We start from the raw sequence: 25,194 nt of genomic DNA on the forward strand, positions 1-25,194 counted from the left end.
TCCTAGTCGGTTTGGTCGCGTAACGATTAGACCGGAGAGTATGGTTTACGCCCGGTTGTAGCTCATAAGGCCACTGCGGATCAGGACATTTTCAGGGTCGTGGTGGAAGATGCGGCAGGTAAGCTGGAGGTGTTGAGGACGACGGCTGAGCACCCATTCTGGATCAAGGATTGGGGATGGAGGAAGGCGGCGTTGCTTCAGCCTGGTATGCCCTTGTTGGGCACGATGGATGGTTTGCTGACGGTAGTGAGTCAGCAACCAGAAGATGTACGAGAAACAGTCTTCAACATTCAGGTAGCAGAATTCCAGATCTATCATGTGGGCGAGTTTGGGGTTGGGGTGCATAATGAAAATTGCTGCCCAAAGAATGATGCCGCTAGTGTTGCGGGGGCCAATCCGTACTTGGATAGATCCCTTGATAGTCTTAATAAGTCAAAGCAGTCATATGAGAAGCTAATCAAAGAACATCAAGAAAAATTGGATGAATTTAAGAGGGATCCAATGAAGTTTGATGATGGCCGTCTGGCTAATGCAACGCATGAGGTAAGGCAAAAAATGATAGAGGGACGAATTGGTGCATTGGAAAAGCAAATGAAAAAACAAAGAATTGGGCTGGAGAAGGTTAATGAAGCTATTCAGAGAGTGAAAGGTGGTACTCCATGATCTTGAAAGAAAGTGATCTTGTTGCAGCCATGATGGCGATGGTAGGTTTTTTGCAGCAAGAAATTAAAGAAGAGGTGTCGATTGAGTTGGATCTTTATCGATTTATATCTGATGATGAATGGACGGATTTTGAATCTGACCCGAGTTATATGGTTGGTTCAATAAAGGATGACTGGGATAGTTTGTTGCGTAGTGTTGAATCGGGAAATATTACTTTCGTCGATTTGGAGAGACTATCTAATGTTCTGAAAGCGATTGGGGCTCTTGGGTTGAAATGAAATTAGGGCCGTAGGTTGGGCTAAGCTTGCGAAGCCCAACGTTTACCGAGAAAAGTACGATGATCTCCATGTGTGGAATCTGCTCGTCCTCGGTAAACGTTGGGCTTCATTTCATTCAGCCCAATCTATGGCTCTATTTCAATGAACAAGCCTGATAACAGGACTACAAGTTTGCCTTATCTAGTCTTTTCAGCGCTTCTCTAGCTTCCATGTTTGCAAAAAGTAAGAATCCTTATCATTTCTTGCTACGTCCTGCATCAATCTCCTGCCTGATTTTCCTGCATATGGGCTTTATTTCTGTTCTATATGTTTCTCTATGAAAAAGTAGAAAACGCTCGGCTGCCAAATAGTTTTCGTAATTGAAAATGGATCTCAATTGTACTCATTCGGTATGAGCTCGGGCCTCTGAAAACCAGGCTCTCACGCGCATGCGTTCCGGACTGCCGCGCCCATTTAGCAACAACTGAGACAGGAAGCGCCGCCCATGAAGAAAAATCTCCCCGTGGACAGCATTGAATTGTTTTTGCTGCCCCATCGTCCCATCGTCACCAAGACAGATCTGAAAGGCCAGATCACCTATGCCAACCGCGCCTTCATCGACATCAGCGGCTTCAGCGAAGAGGAGCTGATCGGCCAGTCGCACAATGTCGTGCGCCACCCGGATATGCCCGAGGAGGCGTTTGCCGATCTTTGGGACACCATCAAGTCTGGCCGCCCGTGGAAAGGGTTGGTCAAGAATCGCAGCAAGCAGGGGCATTTCTACTGGGTGGAGGCCTATGTCACCCCGATTTGCGAGAATGGTCGCTCTGTGGGCTATATGTCGGTGCGCAGCGCGCCATCCAAAGCGCAAACGGCGGAGGCCGAACAACTCTATGCCCGCATCAGGGAGCGGCGGCAGGCTTTCCCGCAAACGCGCCATGCCACCCCCGTGGCGCTGAGCTGGGCCATGCTGTACGCGCAGCTGCCAGCCGCGGCGCTGGCGCTGGCCGCCGCCCTGATGCCCGGCGGCGCCGGGCAGCTAACCTTGCTCATGCTGCTTGCCGTCTGGGCGCCGCTGGCCGGTTATCTGGTCGGCCGCTGGCAGGCGCATCCGATAGAAACCGCCCGCAAGGCCCTGATGCGACTGGCGGAAGGCAATTTCAGCAGCCCGATTTCTCCTCTGGGGCTGCGCGAGCCGCGCGCGGTGCTTGAGGAAATGGAAACCTTGCGCATCCATCTGCGCGCCATCCTGGCTGATGTGGTGGCGGGCGCGGAGGATATCAGCGAGGCGGCCAGCGCCACCCATACCGAAGCCGAGTCGCTGAATTCTCGCGGCGAGCATACCCAGGAAGGCATCGTCCGGGTGGCCGCCGCGCTGGAGCAGTTGTCGGTGGCGGTCAACGAAATCTCCCAGGCAACCCGCACCGGCGCTGAATTCGCGGGCCAGGCCACCGAACTGGCCACCCAGGGGGAAACGCAAATGAGCGGAACCCGGCAAGCCGCTCAAGCGGTAGTCAACGAAGTGTCCGGCACGCGCGATACCATCATCAAGCTGGAGCAGTCCGTCGAATCGATCAATACCGTTACCGGCGTGATCAAGGAAATCGCCAATCAGACCAATCTGCTGGCGCTCAACGCCGCCATTGAAGCTGCGCGGGCGGGGGAGCAAGGGCGGGGATTCGCGGTGGTGGCGGATGAGGTGCGCAAGCTGGCCGAGCGGACCGCCGGCAACACGCTGGAAATCGAGCAATCGATAGCCTTCCTGCGCGAGCGTTCGTCGGAGGCGCTGGCGGATGTCAAGGCGGCGGTGGACAAGGTGCATACGGCGGAAGCGACGATACAGGTGGCGGCGCAAGGACTGGAGGCGATACGCACCGCCAATGAGAAAGTGTCGGAGTCTTCCGCCAACGTGGCCAATATGCTGCGGCAGCAGTCGTCGGCCTCTACTGAGGTCGCGCAGAACATGGAAACCATGAGCCGCCTGACCGAGCAGAATGGCTTCAGCATTTCCAATACCTTGCAAGTCGCCCATAAATTGCACATGACCGCCAGCGACTTGCGCCGGCTGGTCAGCCAATTTGAAAAACACATGTGAAGCGCCGGGGGCTGGCCGCCATGCGTGGCGGCTTCGCCGCGCGGCTTATCGCGTCGTTGGCGGGATAGGGCCGCAGACGTCAAGCGGCTCTTGCGTAGTCGGTCCGGTAAGGTTGGCGTGCTTCCAGCCCTGTGGCAGCGAAGAAGGCCGGCCGTCCGCTACTGGAACGGGAAGCTCAGCCGCAGATTGAAGGAATCGCCGCCGACATCGCTGGTTGTGTGGAAGCCGTGGTTGTAGATCGCCATCAGCTTCACTTTGCCAAGCTGATAGCCAAGCAGCGGGCCGATGCCGTAGTTGCTGGCGCGGCAGCCGCCGGTCTGCGCGCAGGCCGCGGCGCCGCTGCCGGAGTCGTCGCTCAGCTGGTTTTCCTGGTAGCCGCCCATGCCTATCGTCCATTTGCCTATGGTTTTGGCGACGGTGTAGTCGATGGCCAGCTGTTGACCGGACTTGTACTGGGTGTCCGGGTTGCGGAAATTGTAGGCGTAGGTGGCGTCCATGCTCAGGTTCCAGCCATTGTGCAGCCAGCTCAGCGCCAAACCGGGCTGCAGCGTCCAGAAACCGTTGGCGGCGCCGAGATAGGTGCCGCTCGGCAGCCGGCGCGGCGATGAGCTGCCGGTGGGCAGGTAGACCGCCAGGCTGGCCTTGAGGTGAAGGTTGTTGGGCAAGGCCCAGGACAGCTGTCCTGGAACCAGGATGGTGTTGAAGGTGCCCCAGCGGCCATTGGGGGGCAGGCCATCGCCGCTAAGCGTGGTGTAGTCGATCGGCTGGGCGATGGCCACGGCGTAGTCGGCGCCAAACACCTTGAGTCCGGTCGACCACAGCACTTCCGGCAATTCGATCAGCGCTCTGACCCGCAGGCCGGTCTTGTCGCCGTTGTGGTCGTATTTGTCCACCCAGGTCCAGTAGTTGTTCAGCACGCCATAGACGCCTTTCGGCGGCAGCACGCCCGCGGCCAGGCCTTCATTGACGCCGCGCAGATGAGGATCCCACAGTTCTTGCCCATTGGCGCTGAAATGCGGCAATAGGCAGGCGATGGCGACAGATGCGGTCTGCACGATCATTTTTGATGGTTTCATCCTGAAAGTGTCCCTGTTCGGTTTCGCTTTGTGGTTGGCGGCATGCTGGGAAACTGTATGCAGGCCTGGCGTTAGGCAAACTGAGTATAGGCCGCGTATTCCAAAGAAGTGGCGCCTGCTCGACGATCATGATCATCGATTGATGGCGGAGGAGGCATGCATGGATCGGATGCTCCCCGATATGAGCTTGAGAGCGGATTTGCCGGCGTGGGCGGTTCGGAAAATGTCGGCAAAAGGAATATCATGTGCCGGAATGCGAATGCGCATGAAAAACGCTGTAGTAGGAAACCCGGCCCGCGCAGGGAGCGGTTGGATGAGTAAACCATTAATGAGGGAAGCAGGGATGGAGCAGCCGTTGAAGGCTTATCAGGTTGGCGGCAACGATATCGTCGCCGCCGGTTCTGTGGAAGAGGCTTTGGCCGTGCTGGAGGAACTGGCAGGCGAGACCGATCTGACTATCGGGGATGTCGCTCCGATTGCGGAGGATGAACTGGATATTCCGGTGGAGGACGAGGAGGGCACCGCCTGTCCCACCATCCGCCAGATGCTGGCCGAGTTGAGCGAGCCGGCCTATCTTTTCGGCTGGGATTGAGGACGAGTGTCGCTCTCATGCGCCGCCTGGCTCATGCCGGGCTGGGGGCGGATGAGGGCAGAAGTGCCAATAGGGAAGGCGCTTGCCGCCGGAGGCTCCGGCGTTCTTTCATTCTCGGCAAGCGCTGGATCTCATTTCATTCGGCCCAGTCCGCTATCCCGATAGGATTGGGCGGCAAGCCAAAACGCCGCCTCGCCTCAAAACCACTGTCCCAGATTCCGCCAGAAATCGTCCGGCACCCACAGCAGAGCGGCGGTGGTGAGGACGTAGCGCAGGAATTTGCCGATCGCCATGTAGCACACGCTGGGCCAGAACGGGATGCGCAGCCAGCCGGCCAGGGTGCACAGCGGGTCGCCGATGCCCGGCAGCCAGGACAGCAGCAGCATCGGCGCGCCGCGCCTGCGCATCCAGCGGAAGTAGCGCGGGTTCAGCGCCGGTTTGCCGCTGCGCGGCGGGCGCCCTGCCGATTCTGCATGCGGGTGCGCGTGCGCGCGGTGGCTGCGGCGCAGGCGGTAACGCAGCAGCGCCACCTTGGCGCCGTAACCCATCCACCAGTCGATCATGCCGCCCAGGGTATTGCCCAGCGTGGCGACGGCGATCACCTGCCAGAACATGTCCGGCCTGAGCTTGATGTAGGCGAACACGGCGGGTTCGGAGCCTAGCGGCAGCAGCGTGGCGGATATCAGGCTGATCATGAAAATGGCCGACAGGCCCACTTTGGGCAGGGCCAGGGTTCCGAGCAGCCAGTCAAGCAGTCCTTCCATGGGGGCGGGTTCGTTCTTGTGGGTGGCTGTCGATGATAGCATCGCCTGGTCGAGGTTTCGTCGCCCGTCGCTTGGCAACCGCGGCGGCGGCCCGGATGTCCGGCGCGCATCGGGCCTTTCGTCGTGAAAGTTAGGTCAGGAATTTAGGCCAGTTTGCAGCGCCGGATGGCGCGGGCATGCTGGCCTTTTCCATTTGCTATGGTTAAACGGCGTGCGATCAGGCGTCCGACACGCATAAAGATGCTTGGCATGGCGAATCGAGGACTGGACGCCTGGTCTTTTCGAAACCTGAAGGGGAGAGACGATGAAATCGTATGGCGCGGAGTTTCTGGGCACTTTCTGGCTGGTGCTGGGCGGCTGCGGCAGCGCGGTGCTGGCGGCGGGGTTTCCCAATCTGGGCATCGGCTTCGCCGGCGTGGCGCTGGCTTTCGGCCTGACAGTGGTGACGATGGCTTACGCGATCGGCCACATTTCCGGCTGCCACCTGAATCCGGCGGTATCCATCGGCTTGTGGGCCGGCGGGCGCTTTCCCGCCGGGCAGCTGGGCCCATACATCGTGGCGCAGGTGCTGGGAGCCATCGCCGCGGGCGCGGTGCTGTACGTGATCGCCAGCGGCGGAGCCGGCTTCGACGTGGCCAAGGGCTTTGCTTCCAATGGCTACGCCGAGCATTCGCCGGGCGGCTATTCGCTGTTGGCGGCCCTGGTGTGCGAGGTGGTGATGACCATGTTCTTCCTGTTGGTGATCATGGGCGCCACCGACAAGCGCGCGCCTGCCGGTTTCGCGCCGTTGGCGATAGGCCTGGCGCTGACCCTGATCCACCTGATCAGCATCCCGGTCACCAATACCTCGGTCAATCCGGCGCGCAGCACCGGCGTGGCCTTGTTCGTCGGCGGCTGGGCGGTGCAGCAGCTGTGGCTGTTCTGGCTGGCGCCCATCATCGGCGCGGTGCTGGGCGCGAAGGTGTACCGCTTGATCGCCGGCGAGCCCGAGTAAGCTCCGCTTCTGTTGGCGCATGGAAAAAAAAGCCGCGGCGTTTGCCGCGGCTTTTTCTTGTCCGCCCATGCGTCAATCGGCAAGGGTCGCCTGGCGCGTTTTCAGCTGTGGCAGGATATCGGCCACGATCTCGCAGCTGCGCAGCCGGTCGGAAAAGTCGTGGCAGTCGACCGACAGCATGATCTCGTCGACGCCGGTCTCATCCAACAGCTTTTGCAGCCCGGTCCTCACCGTTTCCGGCCCGCCGAACACCGCCGCGCCCAGCCATTCGCTGCGAACGGAGAATTCCTCGCGCGGGCTCCACAGGCCGTCCATGCTGTCTACCGGCGGCGGCAGCGGGCGGCGGTCGCCGCGGATCAGATTGAGGAATTTCTGGTACGGCGTGGTGGCCAGCCGCTGGGCTTTTTCGTCGCTGTCCGCGGCCAGCACCGGGATGCAGGCCATCGCGTACGGTTGGCTCAGCGTGGCGGAAGGCTGGAACAGATGGCGGTACAACTGCAGCGCCTCATGCAGTTGGGCCGGGGCGAAGTGGGCGGCGAAAGCGAAAGGCAGGCCCAGTTGCGCGGCCAACTGGGCGCCGTACAGGCTGGAGCCCAGCAGCCATACCGGCACGTTGGTGCCCGTTCCGGGAATGGCGCGCACGGCTTGGCCCGGCTGTTCCGGCCCCAGGTAGCCGCGCAGCTCCGCCACTTGCTGCGGGAAGTCGTCGCCGGCGCCCAGCCGGTCGCGGCGCAGCGCGCGGGCGGTGAGCGGGTCGGTGCCGGGCGCGCGGCCCAGGCCCAGGTCGATGCGGCCGGGAAACAGCGTGGCCAGCGTGCCGAACTGCTCGGCCACCACCAGCGGCGCGTGATTGGGCAGCATGATGCCGCCGGAGCCGACCCGCATGCGCTGGGTGTGGGCGGCGATGTGGCCTATCATCACCGCGGTGGCGGAACTGGCCACGCCGGCCATATTGTGGTGTTCGGCCACCCAGAAGCGGGTATAGCCCAGTTGCTCTACATGGCGGGCCAAGGCCGCGCTATTACGCAGGGCCTGGGCGGCGTCGCCGCCGGCGACGATGGGCGCCAGCTCCAGCATGGAGAGGCGGGGAGAAGCGGAGGATGTCATTCAATTCAGCCTGTGTTGGCGCGCGCGGACAGCGCCGGCGCGGGATGAAGCCAGTATACGGAGCGGCGCCGTTCGTCAGAAGTAGGCACTTTCAGGTGGGATAGTTGCCTTCCGGTGCGTATGGTATGAAAGAGCTGTCTTGAATTATCCGGGCCCGGCCATATTTGAGAACCATTCCTGTTTGAGAGAGCAAGCACCATGACGAATCGCAGCAATCTGGACATTGTCCGCGCCACTTACGAAGGCAAATCCGAAGACAATGGCCGCAACCTGCTGGCGGCGCTGGCGCCGGACGCGGAATGGACCGAGGCGGCGGGCTTTCCGTACGCCGGCACCTATGTCGGCCCGCAGGCCATCGTGGAAAACGTGTTCCAGCGGTTGGGCGGCGAGTGGGACGGCTACCGCGCGGCGGTGGACCATTACTATGTGGACGGCGACAACGTGGTCGCCCAGGGCTTTTACCACGGCACCTATCGCGCCACCGGCAAGAGCTTCACCGCGTCCTTCGCCCATGTCTACACGCTGAAGGGCGGCAAGATCGTCAAGTTCGAGCAGATTGTCGACAGCGCCAAGGTGTGGGAGGCGATGCGTCCCTGATCGCTTCAAGCGATGAAAAACGGCCAGCTCCGAAGGGAGGCTGGCCGTTTTGTTTTGTCCAGTCGGGTCAGGCCGGCTGCAACTGCTCGCCGACGCCGGCGCGCAGCAGGCGTTTGACTATCATCTTCAACACCACGCCGTACATGGGCAGGAAGAACAGCATGCAGATCAGCACCTTGAAGCTGTAGTCCACCAGGGCGATCTCCACCCAGTTGGCGGCCATGAACGGGTCGCTGCTCTTGTAGAAGGCGATGAAGAAGAACGACAGGGTATCGCTGATATTGCCGAAGAACATCGCGGCGGCCGGGGCCACCCACCAGGCTTTGAGCTGGCGCAGCCGGTTGAACACCTGCACGTCCAGGATCTGGCCCAGCGCGTAGGCGGCGAAGCTGGCCGCGGCAATGCGGGCGACGAACAGGTTGAAATGCTCCAGCGCCTGGAAGCCTTGCCACGCGCCTTGATAGAACAGCGTGGACACCAGATAGGAGATCGCCAGCGCCGGCACCATCGACGCCAGAATGATGCGCCGGGCCAGCGGCGCGCCGAAAATGCGCACGGTCAAATCGGTGGCCAGGAAGATGAACGGGAAGGTGAACGCGCCCCAGGTGGTGTGGAAGCCAAAGATGGTGATCGGCAGCTGCACCAGATAGTTGCTGGAGGCGATGATGGCGATATGGAACAGCGACAGCTGAACCAGCGCGGACAGGCGTTGCCGGTCGGTGAAGGCAAACATTGATGCATCCTTTTTGCTGAATGGGGTGAGGGAACCCAGTGAATACCCGCCGGTGGCCCATGGCCCGGCGACAGAGGGGCGTGATGATACCGCTTTTTGTCTATACATGAAAATATTTCTGCAAAATCAAAGCCATTGTTAGCTTATATCTGAATGGCGGCATGCAGAATGACTTGTTGTTTGTTGGACAAAGAAAGCTATAAATATTCTAAGTAAATTCTCGTATTCGAACTCGCGCGCCGGGCCTGCAAGGAGTTGGACATGACCATTACCAAAAGACTGCTGTTGACCACCATACTGGCGCTGCTGGCGATGCTGGCTCTGGGCGTGCAGGGCTTGTGGAAACAGCAGCAGGCCAATGAGCGCTTCGACTACATGGAAGGCAACACTTTTCCCAGCATCCATACCCTGGACGACGCCAAGGAGGCGCTGGCGGACGTGAGGCTGACGCTGGCGCGCAGCGTGGCGCTGTCCGACCCCGCGGCCAAGAAGGCCGAGTTCGCCGCGTTGGCGGAGTTGGACAAGCGCTTCGACGCGGCGCTGGATAAATACGAGAAAGAGCTGATCTCCAACGATGCCGATCGCAAGCTGCTGCAGGTAGACCGCGACGACATGAAGCTCTACCGCCAGCAGCGCGACAGGTATTTGCAGCTGGTCCAGGACAATAACGTGGCGGCGGCGGACAAGCTGATGACCGGCGACATGTCCAACGAGGCCAAGGCGCTGAACCAGGCGCTGATCGATCATATCGAGTTCAATTACAAGCTGGCCGAGCAGCTGAGCAAGGACAACGCCGCGGCCTATCTGGCCGCCTGGTGGCAGTCGACGATTCTGGTGGCGCTGGCGGTGCTGGTGTGCGGCTGGCTCAGCGGCCACCTGTTTCTCAATATCCGCAGCAGCCTGGAGCAGATGCTGGACACCATGCAATCGGTGCGCACCTCGCTGGATTTCCGCCTGCGCGCGCCGGTGAAGCGGATGGACGAGATCGGCAAGATAGGCAATTCGTTCAACGAGCTGATGGGCCGCCTGCAGCAAAGCTTCCTGGAAATCCGCCGCAGCGTGGAGGACATGGAAGGCTCCATCATCCATATGGTGAATTCGTCCGGCGATATCGCGTCCAGCTCAGTGCAGCAGAGCGAATCGGCCTCGGCGATGGCCGCCGCGGTGGAACAGGTGACGGTCAGCATCAACCATGTGGCCGACCGCGCCCGGGAGGCCAATCATCAGGCGAGGGAGGCGGGCGAGATCGCCGATCACGGCAGCCGGGTGATGCTGGGCACGGTGGACGGCATCAGCGCGGTGGCGGAGTCGGTGGGCGAGGCGTCGGGTCGCATCGGCAAGCTGCGCGAGGACAGCGTCACCATCGCCACTGTGTTGGGCGTGATCAAGGACATCGCAGACCAGACCAATCTGCTGGCGCTGAACGCCGCGATCGAAGCGGCGCGGGCCGGCGAAATGGGGCGCGGTTTCGCCGTGGTGGCGGACGAGGTGCGCAAGCTGGCCGAGCGCACCGCCAGTTCCACCACTGAAATCTCCGCGGTGATAGACAAGATGCAGCAAGGCACCCAGGCCGCGGTGACGGGCATGCAGCAAGTGGTGGAGCGGGTGAATGAAGAGGCGGAGAAGGCGCGCGGCGCCGGGGATACCATCCAGCAGATCAAGACCAACTCCTCGCACAGCATGCTGCTGATCGGCGAGATTTCCGACAGCATCGTCGAGCAAGGCAGCGCCAGCAACACCATCGCCCAGAAGGTGGAGCAGATCGCGCAGATGGCGGAAGCCAATTCCAAGGCGTCGTCGGATTCGGCCGATTCCGCGCGCGAACTGCGCGAGCAGGCCGGCAATATCCAGCGCACGGTGGCGCAGTACAAAGTGTGAACCGAACAATGACAGGGATCGGGGAAGATCCGACAGGGCCGCAAGGCCCTGTTTTTTTGGGGCGGACGTTTTTGCAGGAAAAGCGATAAGCAAGCCAGGATTAATTGCTTAGCCGGTCGCGGCGCGCTTGTTAGATTGGAACGGTATTTCCAACTCGTACCAAATGGACAAGCCATGGCGAAACCGCGCGCATTTCTCAAACTGATCCTTTCCGCCACATTGGCCGTTTCGGGCGTCGCCGCGGCGGCGGACGCCGTCACCGTCGGCTACCAGACCGGCATCGACCCCACCAAGGTGCCGCAGGCCGACGGCGCTTACGAGAAGGCCACCGGCAGCCGGATCAACTGGCGCAAGTTCGACAGCGGCGCCGACCTGATCGCGGCGGTGGCGTCCGGAGACGTGGCCATCGGCAATATCGGCTCCAGCCCGTTGGCGGCCGCCGCCAGCCGCGGCCTGCCGATCGAAACTTTCCTGGTGGCCGACGAGATCGGCTCGGCCGAGGCGCTGGTGGCGCGCAAGGGCAGCGGCATCGCCAAGCCGCAGGACCTGATCGGCAAGAAAGTGGCGGTGCCTTTCGTCTCCACCACCCATTACAGCCTGCTGGCCGCGTTGCGCCATTGGGGCGTGGACCCGGCCAAGGTGAAGATTCTCAATCTGCGTCCCGGCGAGATCGCCGCCGCCTGGCAGCGCGGCGACATCGACGCCGCCTATGTCTGGGACCCGGCGCTAGGCAAGATCAAGCCGGGTGGCGCGGTGCTGACCAGCTCGGCGGAGGTGGCCAAATGGGGCGCGCCCACCTACGACATCTGGGTGGTGCGCAAGGACTTCGCCGCCGCCCATCCCGAGTTCGTCTCGCGCTTCGCCAAGGTGTCGCTGGACGCCATCGGCGCTTATCTGGCCGATCCGCAGGCCTTCATCGCCAACACATCCAATATCGCCAAGATCAGCCGGCTGACCGGCGCCGCCGCGCCGGACGTGGTGGCCGGGTTGAAGGGCAACCGTTTCCTCGGCCGCGACGATCAGGTGGCGCTGCTGCAGTCGCCGTTCGTGGCCGCGGTGGGCAAGACCGCCGCTTTCCTGAAGGCGCAGGGCAAGGTGGAGTCGCTGCAGCCGGACTACGGCCCCTATGTGACCAACCGCTTCGTCAAGACGGCGAGGTGAGCATGGCGGCGCTGATCGCAGACAGGGTGTCGGTTCGCTATCCCGGCCAGGCGCAGCCGGCGCTGGACGGAGTGTCGCTGAGCGTGGGGCCGGGCGAGCTGGCGGTGGCGCTGGGGCCGTCGGGCTGCGGCAAGACCACCTTGCTCAATCTGTTCGCCGGCTTCCAGTTTCCCGATTCAGGCAGCGTGCGCTTCGGCGGCGCGCCGGTGGCGGGGCCTGGCGCGGATCGGGCGGTGGTGTTCCAGCAGCACGCGCTGCTGCCGTGGCTGAGCGCGCTGGACAACGTCGCCTTCGGTCTGCGCCTGCGCGGCGCGCTGCGCGCCGAGCGCCGCGAATTGGCCCAGAAGGCGCTGGAGCAGGTGGACCTGGCCGAAGCCGGCGCCCGCTATCCCTGGCAGTTGTCCGGTGGGCAGAAGCAACGTGTCGGCATCGCCCGCGCCTTGGCCGGCCGCGCCGGGGCTTTGCTGATGGACGAACCCTTCGGCGCGCTGGACGCCTTCACCCGCGAGCAGATGCAGGAGCTGCTGCTCAAGGTATGGGCGGAGTCCGGCAGCAGCGTGTTTCTGATCACCCACGACATCGAAGAGGCGCTGTTCCTCGCCACCGAGCTGGTGTTGATGTCGCCGGGGCCGGGCCGCATCGTCAAGACGTTGCGCCCGCCGTTCAGCCGCCGCTGGCGCGCCGGCGACAGCGCGCGGGCGATCAAGTCCGATCCGGAATTCATCGCCTTGAGAGAACAACTGCTGGCCGACGTATTCGCCCAGCGCCGACAGGAGGCATGGGCATGAGCGGCATCGAAACTACCGCGGAACAGGAGTTGTTGTCGGTTTCCTCCCGCATCGAGGGCGGCCGGAGGCCGGGACGCGAGCCGTCCCGGCTGTGGCTAGGCGCGGCCAGCCTGGCGCTGCTGCTCGGCGGCTGGTGGCTGCTGGCGCATAGCGGCTGGGTGCCGGCGTTGTTCCTGCCCGCGCCGGAAGCGGTATTGAACAAGTTGTTTGTCGTCGCCGGCCAGGGTTTCATGGACGCCACGCTGTGGCAGCACCTTGAAGCCAGCCTGCAGCGCATCGCGCTGGCCTTGGCCGCCGCGGTGGCGGTGGGCGTGCCGCTGGGCGCGTTGATGGGGCGCAGCTCGCTGGCACAGGGCTTGCTTGATCCTATGTTGGAGGCATATCGTCCAGTGCCGCCGCTCGCTTACCTGCCATTGATCGTGATCTGGTTCGGCATAGGCGAGCTGTCCAAGGTGCTGCTGATTTTCCTGGCCATCCTGGCGCCGGTGGTCATCGCCACCCGCCACGGCGTGGCCCAGGTCAGCCGCAACCGGTTGCGCGCGGCGCAGAGCCTGGGCGCCAGCCGCTCGCAGCTATTGTGGCTGGTGGTGTTGCCCGAGGCGCTGCCGCAGATACTGACCGGCATCCGCATCGGTTTGGGCGCCGGCTGGTCCACGCTGGTGGCGGCGGAGCTGGTGGCGGCCACGCGCGGGCTGGGCTTCATGGTGCAGTCTGCGGCGCAGTTTCTGGTCACCGACGTGGTGGTGCTCGGCATCCTGGTGATCGCCGCGGTGGCCTTCGCGCTGGAGCTGGGTCTGCGCGCGCTGCAGCGCCGGTTGGCGCCTTGGCACGGACAAGACGACTGATAGACAACGATAATAAGGAGAAGACTCTGATGAGTTTGCAATTGACCCGCCTGAGCCCGGCGCTGGGCGCGGTGGTAGAGGGGATAGACCTGGCGCGGCCGTTGGACGACGAGCAGCGCCGGGCATTGAACGAGGCGCTGCTGCGCCACCAGGTGCTGTTCTTCCGCGGCCAGGACATCACGCCGCTGCAGCAGCGCAATTTCGCGGTGCGCTTCGGCGATCTGCACACCCACCCGATTTACCCGCAACACCCGGACGCGCGCGAGATCGTGGTGCTGGACACCGATGTGGTGGACCTGCAGGACAATGCGATCTGGCATACCGACGTCACCTTCATCGAAACCCCGCCGCTGGGCGCGGTGCTGGCGGCGCGGCAGCTGCCGGAGCTGGGCGGCGACACGCTATGGGCCAGCGGCATCGCCGCCTACGAGGCGTTGTCGGCCAGCCTGAAGGCCAGGCTGGAAGGCTTGAGCGCGGTGCATGATTTCGCCAAATCCTTCCCGCTCACGCGCTATGGCCTGACCGACGACGACCGCCGCCGTTGGGACGAGACGCGGCGCAAGCATCCGCCCATCAGCCATCCGCTGGTGCGCATCCACCCGGAAAGCGGCCGTCGGGCGCTGTTCGTCAGCGAGGGCTTCACCGTCGCCGTCAACGACCTGCCGGAAGCCGAAGGGCAGGCCTTGCTGCAGTTCCTGTTCGCCCACCAGTCGCGACCGGAGTTTTCGATACGCTGGCGTTGGCAGCCGGGCGACGTGGCGTTCTGGGACAACCGCTGCACCATCCATTACGCGGTGGACGACTACCGGCCGGCGCGGCGAGTGATGCACCGGGCGACGATACTGGGAGACCGGCCGTACTAGTTCGGCGGCGCTGAGTCTTGCAGGCAGCAAAAAGGCCATCCTCCGGGATGGCCTTTTCATTTGAATGACGGCGGAGCGGATCAGCCGATCAAGCGCATTTTGAACTGCTTGCCCTTGATCTTGCATTGCGACAGCTTGGCCAGCGCGTCTTCGGCGATGGCGCGGTCCAGCGCGACGAAGCTGGCGAATTCGAAGATATTGATCTTGCCGATCTGGCTGCCCTGGAAGCCGGCGTCGCCGGTCAGCGCGCCCAAGAGGTCGCCCGGGCGCAGTTTTTCGCGTTTGCCGCCGGCGATTTCCAGCGTCACCATCGGCGGCAGCAGCGGGCCGCCGGGGGCCGGGGTCAGTTCTTCCACGTCGGCCCAGGTCAGGTCGGCCTGCTGGTAGTTTTCGATCTGCACCAGGCGCTTGGCCTCGCTGTCGGTTGCCAGGGTCAGCGCCAGGCCGTGCTGCTCGCCGCGGCCGGTGCGGCCGATGCGGTGGATGTGCACTTCCGGATCATGGGTGACGTCGACGTTGATCACCACGTCCAGTTCCTTGATGTCCAGGCCGCGAGCCGCCACGTCGGTGGCCACCAGCACGGTGGCGCTCTTGTTGGCGAAGCGCAGCAGGATCTGGTCGCGCTCGCGCTGTTCCAGGTCGCCGTGCAGGGTCAATGCGTTGAAGCCCTGTTCCTGCAGCTCGCGCACCAGTTCCTTGCAGCGCTCGCGGGTGTTGCAGAAGGCCAGCGCCGAAGTGGGGCGCAGATGGCGCAGGATGCGGCTGACCGTCTCCAGCCGGGTTTCCGGCTTCACCTTGTAGAACCATTGTTCGATGTGGTCGGCGTTGTGCAGCGACTCCACCTTCACTTCCACCGGATTTTTCAGGAACTGCGAGCTGGCCTTGCGGATGTCTTCCGGATAGGTGGCGGAGAACAGCAGGGTTTGGCGGGTCTTCGGGCAGGCGCGGACGATGCCGACGATCTCCTCGATGAAGCCCATGTCTATCATGCGGTCCGCCTCGTCCAGCACCAGCGTTTTCACGCCGGCCAGGTTCAGCGTTTCGCGGAACAGGTGATCCTGCAGCCGGCCCGGCGTGCCCACCACGATGTGGGCGCCGTGCTCCAGCGAGCCGATTTGCGGACCCATCGGCGTGCCGCCGGTCAGCGTCACCACCTTGATGTTGTCGATGGCGCGCGCCAGGCGGCGGATTTCCTGCGCCACCTGGTCGGCCAGTTCGCGCGTCGGGCACATCACCAGCGCCTGCACGCCGAACCAGCGCGGGTTGAGGCTGGCCAACAGGCCCAGTCCGAACGCAGCCGTCTTGCCGCTGCCGGTCTTGGCCTGGGCGATCAGGTCGCGGCCTTCCAGAATGGCGGGCAGGCTGGCGGCCTGGATGGCGGTCATCTGGTGGTAGCCCAGGCTGTCCAGGTTGGACAGCAGCGGGGCGGGCAGGGGCAGGGTGGAAAAAGCGGCTGGTTTCACAATGACTTGGCGCGGTTGGCTAAAGGCTGGGCAGTGTAACAGCAGTGAGGCTCGCGGCCAAATGCCCGGCGCATTTTCGGTTGGGAAAACGCCCGGTCGAGCCGGGCGCGGGGAGCTATCTATCTTGTTTTATCAGATGCAGCCGGTTTTGCCGGGTTAAGCGCTCACACCCGGAACCGCGACACCGAGTCGGTCAGCCGCTTGGCCAACGCCTCCAGCTCTTCGGCGGCGCCCACGGTCTGGCGGATGTCGGCGTCGTTGGTGCGCGCCATGTCGGCGATGGCGTCGATGTTCTCATTCACCGTCTGGCTGGTGCGGCGTTGCTGCTCGGTCACTTCCACGATTTGCCTGAGGCCGCTGCGCACCTCGGCCACCGACTGGTTGGCCGCGTCCAGCACGCCGGCCACGCTGTCGGTGGCGTGGCGGCTGGCTTCCAATGACTGCAGGCCGGCGCTGACCGCCTGGCGCACCGCGTCGGTCTTGTCGTTGAGCGAGCCGGTGACGGCGTCGATCTCGCTGGCGGATTTGGCCGACTTTTCCGCCAGCTTACGCACCTCGTCGGCCACCACGGCGAAGCCGCGGCCTTGCTCGCCGGCGCGGGCGGCTTCGATCGCCGCGTTTAGCGCCAAGAGATTGGTCTGTTCGGCGATTTCGCGCACTTGCTTGGTCATGTGGGTGATCACGGCGGTGGAGTTGACCAGCTCGCTCTCCGCCTGCGCCATCAGCTGTACCGCGCTTTCCGCCTGGCCTACCTCGCGCTGCAGTCGGTGCAGGCTTTGCCGGCCTTGTTCCGAGCGCTGCAGGCTTTCCTCGGCGCCGCTGCTGACGTGCTCGGCCTTGCCGGCGATCTCGCCGATGTGGGCGGCCAGCTGGTCCACCGCCTCGGCGGCGGCCTGCGACTGGCTGTTCTGGCGATGGGAGCTGGCGGCCAGCTGGCCGGCGCCGTCGGACAGGCTGCGCGCAGACAGCGCCACCGCGTCGGCGCTGTCGCTGACCTGGCGCACCAGGCCGGCTACGGTGCCCAGCATCTGGTTGAACAGGCGGGCGGTGACGCCGATCTCGTCCTGGCTGCGTTCCGGCAGCCGGCGGGTGAGGTCGCCTTCGCCCTTGGCCAGCTCGGCCAGGCCCTCGGACATCTCCCGCAGCGGGCGGGTGACGAAGCGGCGGATGAACAGATAGACCACCGCCAGCATCGGCAGCGAGGCGAACAGCGCGAACAAGATGCTCTGGGTGCGGAAGGCATCGACGGACGCGTATGGCTTTTCCAGCGAGATGCGCATGCTGACCACGCCCAGCGGCGTCTTGTCTGCCACCTGATGGCAGGCCAGGCAGTTCTTGCCCAGATAGTTGGCGGAAGCCAGCGCCGGGTAGACCACGCGCAGGTGCTCGCCCAGCTGCGGGGTGGACTCTATCTGGATGTGCGGCTTGCCGTCGCGCAGCGCGGCGCGCTCGGTTTCGTCGCCCGGCCGGGCCTTGTCGCCGGCGCTGCCGGGGCCGAACTGCTTACTGACAGCGTCGCCGCGTATCACGCGCAGGTCGCGCACCGCCGACAGCTCGCGGATCTGATCCAGGAACACGTCGCGCTGGCCGACGGTGCCGGTGATCATCATGCCGGTCAGGCCGGCCAGGGTCATTTCGTTCATGCTGTGGGCCAGGTCCTTGGCCTGCTCCACGGCGATCTCGCGGCTGGCCTGGGTTTCCCAGGCGATCAGCCCGCCCCAGGCCAGCACCAGACAGGTCCAGATCGCGCCGGTCAGGCGCAGCCAGATCGGCCAATCGGAAAATTTTCTCATCGCGTTTCGGGGTGGTGGGCCCCGTCTCCTGTGTGTGGCGTCGTTATTGTCGGCCGGATTGCGGACAGTCCCGGCTATGCCGTATGGATTCTGCTGGAGAACGGGAGCCGGACTTCTGGTCTGGATCAAACATTGCCGGGAAAACGCTTGCGCTTGGGTTGGCGGCCGATTTCTGCAACAATCGCGCCCTTGCCGCCACGGCTATGGTGAAAACGGGACAGGAATACAAGGAATGGGCATGAATGACAGCACAAGGCGCGGCGTCGCCATCATAGGCGGCGGCCCGGCGGGCCTGATGGCGGCGGAGGTGCTGACAGCGCGCGGCTATGCGGTGGACGTGTACGACGCGATGCCGTCGGTGGGCCGCAAATTCCTGCTGGCCGGCATCGGCGGCCTCAACATCACCCATTCCGAAGCCTATCCGGCCTTTGTCGGCCGTTACGGCGACCGCGCGGAGCAGATCGCGCCGCTGCTGAAGGATTTTGACGCCGACGCGCTGCGCGCCTGGGTGCATGGCCTGGGAGTGGAAACCTTCGTCGGCAGCTCCGGCCGGGTATTTCCCAAGGAAATGAAGGCCGCGCCGCTGCTGCGCGCCTGGCTCAGCCGGCTGCGCGAGGCCGGCGCGCGCATCCATGTGCGCCACCGCTGGCTGGGCTGGAACGCTGATGGCAGCCTGAAGTTCGACACGCCGGACGGCGAACTGGCTGTGCGCGCAGACGCGACGCTGCTGGCGCTGGGCGGCGGCAGCTGGAAGAAGCTGGGTTCGGATGGCCGCTGGCTGCCGTGGCTGGCGGAAAAGGGCGTGGCCACCGCGCCGCTGTCGCCGTCCAATTGCGGCTTCGACGCCGAGTGGAGCGATTTCTTCGCCGACAAGTTCGCCGGCGAGCCGCTGAAGTCCATCGGTCTGGCTTTCCAGGGCGGCGACGGCCGCGACTTCAAGCGTGTCGGCGAATGCGTGATCACCAAGAGCGGCATAGAAGGCAGCCTGATCTACGCCTGCTCGGCGCTGCTGCGCGACGAGATCGCCCGCGCCGGCGCCGCCACCGCTTATCTGGACCTGATCCCGGCTTGGGACGAGGCCCGGGTGCTGGCCGAGGTTTCGCATCCGCGAGGCTCGCGCTCATTGTCCAGCCATCTGCAGAGCCGGCTGAACCTGAAGGGCGCGCGCGCCGGCATCCTGCGCGAATGCCTGGACAAGGAAAGCTTCCAGAACCCGGCGCTGCTGGCCGCCGCGATCAAGCGTTTGCCCGTGACCGTGACCGCGGCGCGGCCCATCGACGAGGCGATCAGCACCGCCGGCGGCGTCAGCTTCTCCGCGCTGGACGAGAGGCAGATGCTGGCCGCGCTGCCCGGCGTGTTCTGCGCCGGCGAGATGCTGGATTGGGAAGCGCCTACCGGCGGCTACCTGCTGACCGCCTGCTTCGCCAGCGGCCGCGCGGCCGGGCAGGGCATCGCCGGCTGGCTGGAGCAGGGCGGCGCCGCTTAGTTCTGCAGCCTGAGCCGGTCCTCAGGCAGGCTGAGATCAAAAAAGGCTTTCAGCCTGGCCGCGGCGGCCGCCACGCACGGTTCGCGGTCGTACAGGTCGAAGTGCGAGGCCCAGGCGATCAGGCACAGTTCTTTCGGCTCCGCGGCGGCGGCGATGGCTTGCTCGCTGAAGTAGCGGGTGTCGGCGTCGGCGCCGGCTATCATCAGCAGCGGCCGCGGGGCGAGCATGTCGATGCGGGCGAAGGCGTCGAAGCCGGCCAGCGCATCCAGGCCGGACACCACGAAGCGGCTTTCCGCGTTGGGATGATGGCCGCGTGGCGTGCGGTAGTAGTCGTAGGCCTCGCGCAGCAGGCGCTGCGGCTGCTCGGCCGCCGCCTGCGCCGTTTCCGCCAGCGCGCTGCGGGTGGCGGCCGCTTCGCCGCGGTCCTGGGCGGTGCGGTCTTCCGCCGCGGCGGCGAGCAGGCTTTGCAACTGTTCGGGCGAGCGGCTGCCGTTCAGCCCGTCGCGCAGCAGGCTGCCTTGGCAGACGGCGTTGACGGTGGCCACGGCCTGGATGCGCGGGTCGGTGCGGGCGGTGAACGCCACGTAGCCGCCGCCGGCGGCGATGCCCAGCGCGCCGATGCGCTCGGGATCGACATCGGGCAGGTTGGACAGATAGCTGACCGCCGATTTGATCCCTTCCGCGCGCGAATGGGGCGTTTCCAGATGGCGGGGCAGGCCTTCGCTCTCGCCCTGGTAGGCGGTGTCGAACGCCAGCGCGAGATAGCCGTCCTGCGCCAGCCGCTCGGCGTAGCGCCCCGCCACCTGCTCCTTGACGCCGGTGAACGGGTGGCTGACCACGATGGCCGGGTAGCGTTTCTCCGGCTGGTAATCGGCGGGGCGGTACAGATGGCCGACCAGCTCCAGGTCTTCGCTGAGAAAAATCACTTCCTGTTTCATATTGTCGTTCTGTTCGATTGCGAGGTTCAACGCGGCCTCTGTTCCCAGCCGCCGCCCAGCGCCAGGAACAGGTTGACCTGATCCAGCGCCAGTTGCGCGTCCGATGCGGCCAGCGCCGATTCGTTACCGGCCAGCGCGCGGTCGGCGTCCAGGCTGGTCAGATAGGGCGTGCGCCCCGCCGCGTACAGGCGGCGGTTGTCCTGCGCGGCGGCGCGGACGTTGTCGCGCGCCGAGCGCAGGTCGGCGTTGCGCTCCAGATCCTTGGCGTAGAAGGTCAGCGCGGTTTCCGTCTCGCGCAGCGCGTTCAGCACCACGCCGTCGAAATGGGCGAGCGCCGCGTCGGTATCGGCCTCGGCCGCCTTCACCCGGGCGCGGGCGCCGCTGTCCGGAATGGTCCAGCTGATCAGCGGCCCTAGGCTCCAGCGCCGGGTGCGGTCTTCGCCCACGTGCTCCAGCAGGCCGGTGACGCCGGCCGACGCGCCCAGGCTGACGCTGGGGTAGAGCTGGGCGGTGGCCACGCCGATGCGGGCGGTGGCGGCGGCGAGCTTGCGCTCCGCCTCGCGCACGTCCGGGCGGCGCTTGAGCAGGGCCGCGCCGTCGCCGACCGGCAGCGGCTGCTTTAACTGAGGCAGGGCCGAGCAGGCGGCGGCGGGCAGCTCGGCCGGGGCCTTGCCCAGCAGCGCGGCCAGGCGGAAGCGGGCGGCGTCCTGCTCCGCCTGCAGGCGCGGCAGCGCGGCGCGCTGGATGTCGGCCTGGGCCTGGGCGCGCTCCACGTCGGTGGCGCGGCCGCGTCCGGCGGACTGCATCCGCTTGGCCACCGCCACGCCGCGGTTCTGCAGGTCAAGCTCGTGCCTGGCCACCGCCAGCTGGTGTCCGGCCGCGCAGCCCTGGACATAGGCGCGTACGGTTTCCGCCGCCACCGTGGTCCGCGCCAGGTCCATCGCCGCCTCGGTGGCCTGGGTGCCGGCGCGGGCGGCTTCCTCGGCGCGGGCCAGCTTGCCGAACAGGTCGATCTCGTAGCCAATCTTCAAGCCGCCGTCGCCGACATTGGCCACCGGCAGCTTTTTCTCGATCAAATAGGCTTCGCCAGAATCCTGGCTGCGCTGGACGGTGGCGGACACGCTGGCGTGGGGATCGCGCTCGGCGTTGACAGAGGCTTCCACCGCCATCGCCTTGCGCAGATTGGCCGCGGCGGCGCGCAGGTCGGCGTTGGCGGCCAGCGCTTCCTCCACCAGGCCGTCCAGCCTGGCGTCGTCGTACAGCCGCCACCAGCCGGCGGGGACCGGCTGCTGGGCGAAGGCCGGATTGTTGGCCGACTGGAAGGCGGCGTTGGCGGCGGGCTTGCCCAGCGCGGCTTGCGAAGGCAGGTGGTAATCCGGGCCGACGGCGGCGCAGCCGGCCAGCGCGCCGGCCAGGCTCAGCGCGGTCAGCTTCAGCGCGGCTTTCATGAACGGCCTCCCTGGCGCACCGACACGGTGGCGGTGCGGCCGGCGATCAGCCGGAAATTGACCGGCACTTCGTCCAGCGCGATGCGCACCGGGATGCGTTGCGCCAGCCGCACCCAGTTGAAGGTGGGGTTGACGTTGGGCAGCAGCGAAGCGCCGTTGCTGCGGTCGCGGTTTTCGATGCCGGCGGCGATGCTCTGCACGTGGCCGCGCAGCTTGCGCGATTCGCCCATGATCTGGATGTCCACCGGCTGGTTCAATTCCACGGCGCCCAGCTTGGTTTCCTCGAAATAGCCGTCGACGTGGAAGGAGCGGGCGTCGACGACGGACAGCACCGCGCGGCCGCTGGCGGCGTAATCGCCGGCGCGCGGCGTGCGGTCGTTCAGATAGCCGTCCACCGGGCTTTTCACCACGGTGCGCTCCAGATTCAGCCGGGCCAGGCCGGCGGCGGCCTCGGCGGCGGCCAGCGTGGCTTCGCCCAGCTGCACCTTGGCGTCGCCTTCCTCGCGGGCCTCGGCGGCCACCAGGTCGGTCAGCGAGTGGTTGCGCGAGGCCTCGCGGCGGGCCTGGGCCAGCGTGGCGCGCTGCGCGGCGAGGGCGGCTTCGGCCTGGCGCAGCGCCAGCTCGTAATGCGCGCGATCCACCACGAACAGCACCTGGCCTTTCTTGACCAGCTGGTTGTCCGAGACTTTCACTTCGGTGATCAATCCGGACACGTCCGGGGCCACCTGCACCACGTCGGCGGCGATATGGCCGTCGCGCGTCCACGGCGCGTCGGTGTAGTAGATCCAGATATGCCGCACCACCACGATGGCGACGGCGACGGTGGCCAGGGTCAGCAGCACGGACCCGGCTTTGAGAATGCGGTTGTTCATGATGTCACCTGTGAAACAGCGCGATCGTGCCGCCCAGCACGATCACGTAAAGCGCGAAATTGAAGAGAGAGCGGTGCCACACCACGCGGTACAGGCCCAGTCGGGCCAGCGCGCGGCGCAGCAGGCTGCTGGCGGCGAAGGCGATCACCATCATCACCAGCAGGCTGGGGAAGTACACCCCGTAGAAATTGACTTCGCCTATCATGGCTGGGCTCCTGGAACGGTCGATGCCGGCTGGCAGCCTTCGGCATCGGGGAACAGCGACACGCGCATCTCCACCAGCGCGTTGCGCGCCTCGCGCGCGGCCGGCGCGGGGTCGGCCAGGGTGAGGGCGATGGCCGCGTCCAGCCGGCCCAGCAGCGCATCCGGCGCGTCGAGATAATGGTCGGCGTCGGCGCAGGCGCGGAAGTGCTCGCTGACGTCCTGCAGCGCCGCGTCCACCGCTTGATGGGCGGCGCCGGCCAGACGGTGCTCGTCGCGCTGCAGGTCCAGCGCGCTGAAGCCCACCCGCAACTCGCGGAAGCCGGCGGACGGATCGGCGCCGTCGGCGGCCAGGCGGGGCGCCAGCAGCGACAGCCGGTCCAGCATCAGCGCGGTCAGCCGCGCGTAGTCGCCGCCGTGGCGGCCGGCGGCGTTATGCGCCAGGTCGCGCCAGTTGGAGCGGATCAGGCGGCGCAATGTCAGCTCGGCGCCGAAGGGACGGGTAGTCAGCGTCCAGACCAGCGCGAACAGGATGCCGGCCGCGCCGGCCAGATTGCTGTTGAGGAAGGACTGGAAGTCGGCGTTATAGCTTTGCTGCAGCCCGATCAAATTGGCGGTGAACACCACCAGCAGCATCGCCACCGGGCCGAAGCGCGCCTGGTTCATCAGCGCGCCGCCCAACAGGAAGGGCGGGGCCAGGCACAGCGCCAGCATCTCGAATTCGTGCACCGCCGGCAGCACGGCGAACAGCAGCAGGCCGGCCAGCATGGTGCAGATGGTGTTGACGATGAACAGCGTGCGCAGCATCGGCGCGGGCTCGTCCATCGAGCCGAACAGGCAGCAGGCCACCGTGCCCAGGATCACCGCGTTGGCGCCGTCCTGCCAGCCCAGCGCGATCCAGACCAGGCAGCCCAGGAAGATGCCGAGCGCGGCGGTGCCGGCGGCGAAGCCGAGCAGGCCGTAATCGTAGTGGCGGGCCTTCACGCCCACTTCCCAGCGGCGGTAGGCGGGTTTCCAGTCCCACAGCGGCAGCCCGCGCGAGATCAGCGCGCGCAGCGTCAGGCAGTCCTGCCACAGGTTGACCAGCGATTTCAGCCGCATCCGCACCGTGCCTTCCAGCAAAGACGGCCAGCCTCCGTCCGGCGGCGGCGCGTCGAACTGGCGGCGCAGCGCGCGCGCCTGGCTCAGGAACCAAGGATTGTCGGCCGGGTAGCTTAGCCAATTGGAGGTGTCTTCCATCAACTGGAGCAAGTCCGCGGACACGCCGCCGGGCGTCTTGCGCAGCACCGCCAGCAACTCGGAAAGCGACGACAGCAGCGGCGGCAGCATGCTCATCCGCGCGCGCAGCTCGCTCGCGGTGCGCTCGGCGTCGCGGCTGGTGGCGTCGTAGGAGAGGTGGGTAAGCAGTTGGTCGAAGGCCAGCAGGTCGGCAGCCAGCCGGTTGCGGCCCGCCGACGGCGGCTGGGGATCGCTGCCCAGCGTATCCGTTGCCCAGGCGGCGGCGTCCTTGAGCCAGCCGTCCACGCGGGGGCTCAGCACCGCTGACACGCGGGTGGGCAGCACCAGCGCCGCCGCCACGCTGGCGCAGACGATGCCGAGGACGATTTCCTCGCTGCGGGCGACGGCGATGTCGAACACGTTCTCCGGCGCGTACACCGCCGACAGCGCGATCAGCGGCATGGTGTAGGCCGGCAGCCGCAGCAGGTAATGGCGCGGCGTGTGGTCCAGCATGGACAGGTAGAGCAGGGAGCCGGACCACAGCGCCACCACCAGGCTCAGCAGCACCGGCTGGTTGGCCAGCGGCGGCACCACGCATACCGCGGCGGCCGCGCCGAGCAAGGTGCCGAACACGCGGTACACCGCCTTGGAGCGGGTGGCGCCGATCAGCGGGTGGGACACGATGTAGACGGTGCCCATCGCCCAGCTTGGCCGAGGCAGGCCCAGCGCCAGCGCGATGTACAGCGCCAGCATCGCGGCGGCGAAGGTGCGGGCGGAGAACAGCCAGTCGCGTTTAGCGGGCAGCGCGATCATGGCGTTTGTCCAGCATGGGGTCGTCGGGAGGCCGGGTTTGCGCTGCCTGCTCCAGCACGTGGAACACCCGCAGCGCGGCTTCCAGGTCAGTCTGGCTGAGCGGCGCCAGCACGCGCGAGCGCAGCGCCACCAGCTCGGTCTCTATCTTGCGGGTGACTTCGCGGCCGGCGTCGGTGAACCACAGCGTTTTCACCCGGCGGTCATGCAGGCCCTGTTCCCGCCGCAGCAGGCCGGCCTGGCTCAACTGGTCTACGATGCGAACAAGGGAGGCGGGCTCCATGCCCAGCTCCTCGGCCAGCGCGCTGTGGCTGACGCCTTCGCCCAGCCGCCCGATGAACAGCAGCGCGGAGCCGCCGGATACCGAGATGCCGTGAACCGTCAGCGCTTCCTGCGCGATATGCCGCCACAGCACGCCCATCGGGCGCAGGCTGCTGGTCAGCCTCAGACGTAACAGATCGATGTCTTCCATAGGGGTTTGCCGGCCGGCAGGCCGGATGGGGATAGTCGTGATGTAAATGGATTGTAGCGGCTATTTTATTAATTAGCAAA

23 protein-coding genes and 1 pseudogene are annotated in these 25,194 nt (G+C 65.3%); 12 read left to right on the forward strand and 12 right to left on the reverse strand.

Annotated features, from left to right (window positions below):
* Nucleotides 1–42 precede the first annotated feature (42 nt).
* The 3 genes and pseudogenes from ACX17K_RS10835 to ACX17K_RS10845 form a co-directional block, all read left to right on the forward strand.
* A pseudogene (locus ACX17K_RS10835) lies at nucleotides 43–663 on the forward strand (polymorphic toxin-type HINT domain-containing protein); the annotation flags it as partial.
* Complete coding sequence (locus ACX17K_RS10840; protein WP_493774793.1) at nucleotides 660–941, forward strand: hypothetical protein; 282 nt, start codon at nucleotides 660–662, stop codon at nucleotides 939–941. The pseudogene ACX17K_RS10835 and the gene ACX17K_RS10840, both read left to right, overlap by 4 nt.
* A gap of 484 nt (nucleotides 942–1,425) precedes the next feature.
* Complete coding sequence (locus ACX17K_RS10845; RefSeq protein WP_493774794.1) at nucleotides 1,426–3,015, forward strand: methyl-accepting chemotaxis protein; 1,590 nt, start codon at nucleotides 1,426–1,428, stop codon at nucleotides 3,013–3,015.
* Between the two features lie 158 nt (nucleotides 3,016–3,173).
* Here ACX17K_RS10845 and ACX17K_RS10850 read toward each other — a convergent pair whose 3' ends face one another.
* Complete coding sequence (locus tag ACX17K_RS10850; protein WP_493774795.1) at nucleotides 3,174–4,091, reverse strand: SphA family protein; 918 nt, start codon at nucleotides 4,089–4,091, stop codon at nucleotides 3,174–3,176.
* 343 nt (nucleotides 4,092–4,434) lie between these two features.
* On the opposite strand from ACX17K_RS10850, the gene ACX17K_RS10855 reads away from it, so the two are divergent.
* Nucleotides 4,435–4,683 (forward strand): hypothetical protein, encoded by a 249-nt coding sequence (locus ACX17K_RS10855; protein ID WP_046157744.1) that lies wholly within the window; start codon nucleotides 4,435–4,437, stop codon nucleotides 4,681–4,683.
* A 197-nt stretch (nucleotides 4,684–4,880) separates the two neighbouring features.
* Here ACX17K_RS10855 and ACX17K_RS10860 read toward each other — a convergent pair whose 3' ends face one another.
* Nucleotides 4,881–5,447: a YqaA family protein gene (locus ACX17K_RS10860; RefSeq protein WP_231162816.1), complete on the reverse strand. Its 567-nt coding sequence runs from the start codon at nucleotides 5,445–5,447 to the stop codon at nucleotides 4,881–4,883.
* Nucleotides 5,448–5,751: 304 nt separating this feature from the next.
* On the opposite strand from ACX17K_RS10860, the gene aqpZ reads away from it, so the two are divergent.
* Nucleotides 5,752–6,441 (forward strand): aquaporin Z, encoded by a 690-nt coding sequence (gene aqpZ, locus ACX17K_RS10865; RefSeq protein WP_231162815.1) that lies wholly within the window; start codon nucleotides 5,752–5,754, stop codon nucleotides 6,439–6,441.
* A gap of 72 nt (nucleotides 6,442–6,513) precedes the next feature.
* Here aqpZ and ACX17K_RS10870 read toward each other — a convergent pair whose 3' ends face one another.
* Entirely contained in the window at nucleotides 6,514–7,548 is a 1,035-nt protein-coding gene (locus tag ACX17K_RS10870; protein WP_493774796.1) for an LLM class flavin-dependent oxidoreductase, read from the reverse strand.
* A gap of 198 nt (nucleotides 7,549–7,746) precedes the next feature.
* On the opposite strand from ACX17K_RS10870, the gene ACX17K_RS10875 reads away from it, so the two are divergent.
* Nucleotides 7,747–8,145 carry a nuclear transport factor 2 family protein gene (locus ACX17K_RS10875; RefSeq protein ID WP_493774797.1) on the forward strand — a complete coding sequence of 133 codons (399 nt, stop codon included), beginning with the start codon at nucleotides 7,747–7,749 and terminating at the stop codon, nucleotides 8,143–8,145.
* Nucleotides 8,146–8,212: 67 nt separating this feature from the next.
* On the opposite strand, the gene ACX17K_RS10880 is transcribed toward ACX17K_RS10875, so the two are convergent.
* Nucleotides 8,213–8,878, reverse strand: a complete 666-nt coding sequence (locus tag ACX17K_RS10880; RefSeq protein WP_493774798.1) for a 7-cyano-7-deazaguanine/7-aminomethyl-7-deazaguanine transporter — start codon at nucleotides 8,876–8,878, stop codon at nucleotides 8,213–8,215.
* A gap of 261 nt (nucleotides 8,879–9,139) precedes the next feature.
* On the opposite strand from ACX17K_RS10880, the gene ACX17K_RS10885 reads away from it, so the two are divergent.
* From ACX17K_RS10885 to tauD, 5 genes are all read left to right on the forward strand, one after another.
* Nucleotides 9,140–10,756, forward strand: coding sequence for a methyl-accepting chemotaxis protein (locus tag ACX17K_RS10885; protein WP_493774799.1), 1,617 nt, complete (start codon nucleotides 9,140–9,142; stop codon nucleotides 10,754–10,756).
* Nucleotides 10,757–10,930: 174 nt separating this feature from the next.
* On the forward strand, nucleotides 10,931–11,917 hold the full coding sequence (gene tauA / locus ACX17K_RS10890) for a taurine ABC transporter substrate-binding protein (RefSeq protein ID WP_493774800.1): 987 nt from the start codon (nucleotides 10,931–10,933) through the stop codon (nucleotides 11,915–11,917).
* 2 nt (nucleotides 11,918–11,919) lie between these two features.
* Nucleotides 11,920–12,705 (forward strand): taurine ABC transporter ATP-binding subunit, encoded by a 786-nt coding sequence (gene tauB / locus ACX17K_RS10895; protein ID WP_493774801.1) that lies wholly within the window; start codon nucleotides 11,920–11,922, stop codon nucleotides 12,703–12,705.
* Nucleotides 12,702–13,550 carry a taurine ABC transporter permease TauC gene (tauC, locus tag ACX17K_RS10900; RefSeq protein WP_493774802.1) on the forward strand — a complete coding sequence of 283 codons (849 nt, stop codon included), beginning with the start codon at nucleotides 12,702–12,704 and terminating at the stop codon, nucleotides 13,548–13,550. Before tauB ends, tauC begins: the two co-directional genes overlap by 4 nt.
* A 29-nt stretch (nucleotides 13,551–13,579) precedes the next feature.
* Nucleotides 13,580–14,413, forward strand: a complete 834-nt coding sequence (gene tauD, locus ACX17K_RS10905; protein WP_493774803.1) for a taurine dioxygenase — start codon at nucleotides 13,580–13,582, stop codon at nucleotides 14,411–14,413.
* An 80-nt stretch (nucleotides 14,414–14,493) separates the two neighbouring features.
* Here the strand turns inward: tauD and dbpA are convergent, their stop codons facing one another.
* On the reverse strand, nucleotides 14,494–15,876 hold the full coding sequence (gene dbpA, locus ACX17K_RS10910) for an ATP-dependent RNA helicase DbpA (protein WP_493774804.1): 1,383 nt from the start codon (nucleotides 15,874–15,876) through the stop codon (nucleotides 14,494–14,496).
* Nucleotides 15,877–16,040: 164 nt separating this feature from the next.
* Nucleotides 16,041–17,669, reverse strand: a complete 1,629-nt coding sequence (locus tag ACX17K_RS10915; RefSeq protein ID WP_493774805.1) for a methyl-accepting chemotaxis protein — start codon at nucleotides 17,667–17,669, stop codon at nucleotides 16,041–16,043.
* A gap of 238 nt (nucleotides 17,670–17,907) precedes the next feature.
* On the opposite strand from ACX17K_RS10915, the gene ACX17K_RS10920 reads away from it, so the two are divergent.
* Entirely contained in the window at nucleotides 17,908–19,155 is a 1,248-nt protein-coding gene (locus ACX17K_RS10920) for a TIGR03862 family flavoprotein (RefSeq protein ID WP_493774806.1), read from the forward strand.
* On the opposite strand, the gene ACX17K_RS10925 is transcribed toward ACX17K_RS10920, so the two are convergent.
* From ACX17K_RS10925 to ACX17K_RS10950, 6 genes are read right to left on the reverse strand one after another with little or no spacing between them, the layout of a single operon-like run.
* The gene (locus tag ACX17K_RS10925) at nucleotides 19,152–20,123 is read right to left on the reverse strand and encodes an alpha/beta hydrolase (RefSeq protein ID WP_493774807.1); all 972 of its coding nucleotides are present in this window, start codon (nucleotides 20,121–20,123) and stop codon (nucleotides 19,152–19,154) included. The genes ACX17K_RS10920 and ACX17K_RS10925 overlap by 4 nt on opposite strands.
* Nucleotides 20,120–21,541, reverse strand: coding sequence for an efflux transporter outer membrane subunit (locus ACX17K_RS10930; protein ID WP_493774808.1), 1,422 nt, complete (start codon nucleotides 21,539–21,541; stop codon nucleotides 20,120–20,122). Before ACX17K_RS10930 ends, ACX17K_RS10925 begins: the two co-directional genes overlap by 4 nt.
* Nucleotides 21,538–22,413 (reverse strand): efflux RND transporter periplasmic adaptor subunit, encoded by an 876-nt coding sequence (locus ACX17K_RS10935; protein ID WP_493774809.1) that lies wholly within the window; start codon nucleotides 22,411–22,413, stop codon nucleotides 21,538–21,540. Before ACX17K_RS10935 ends, ACX17K_RS10930 begins: the two co-directional genes overlap by 4 nt.
* Before the next feature lie 4 nt (nucleotides 22,414–22,417).
* The gene (locus ACX17K_RS10940; protein ID WP_104947428.1) at nucleotides 22,418–22,618 is read right to left on the reverse strand and encodes a DUF1656 domain-containing protein; all 201 of its coding nucleotides are present in this window, start codon (nucleotides 22,616–22,618) and stop codon (nucleotides 22,418–22,420) included.
* Complete coding sequence (locus ACX17K_RS10945) at nucleotides 22,615–24,645, reverse strand: FUSC family protein (protein ID WP_493774810.1); 2,031 nt, start codon at nucleotides 24,643–24,645, stop codon at nucleotides 22,615–22,617. Before ACX17K_RS10945 ends, ACX17K_RS10940 begins: the two co-directional genes overlap by 4 nt.
* Entirely contained in the window at nucleotides 24,626–25,114 is a 489-nt protein-coding gene (locus tag ACX17K_RS10950; RefSeq protein ID WP_021475935.1) for a MarR family winged helix-turn-helix transcriptional regulator, read from the reverse strand. The genes ACX17K_RS10945 and ACX17K_RS10950 overlap by 20 nt, the downstream gene beginning before the upstream one ends.
* Between the last annotated feature and the right edge of the window lie 80 nt (nucleotides 25,115–25,194).

It is taken from the genome of Chromobacterium sp. INPA-IVC, assembly GCF_059047085.1.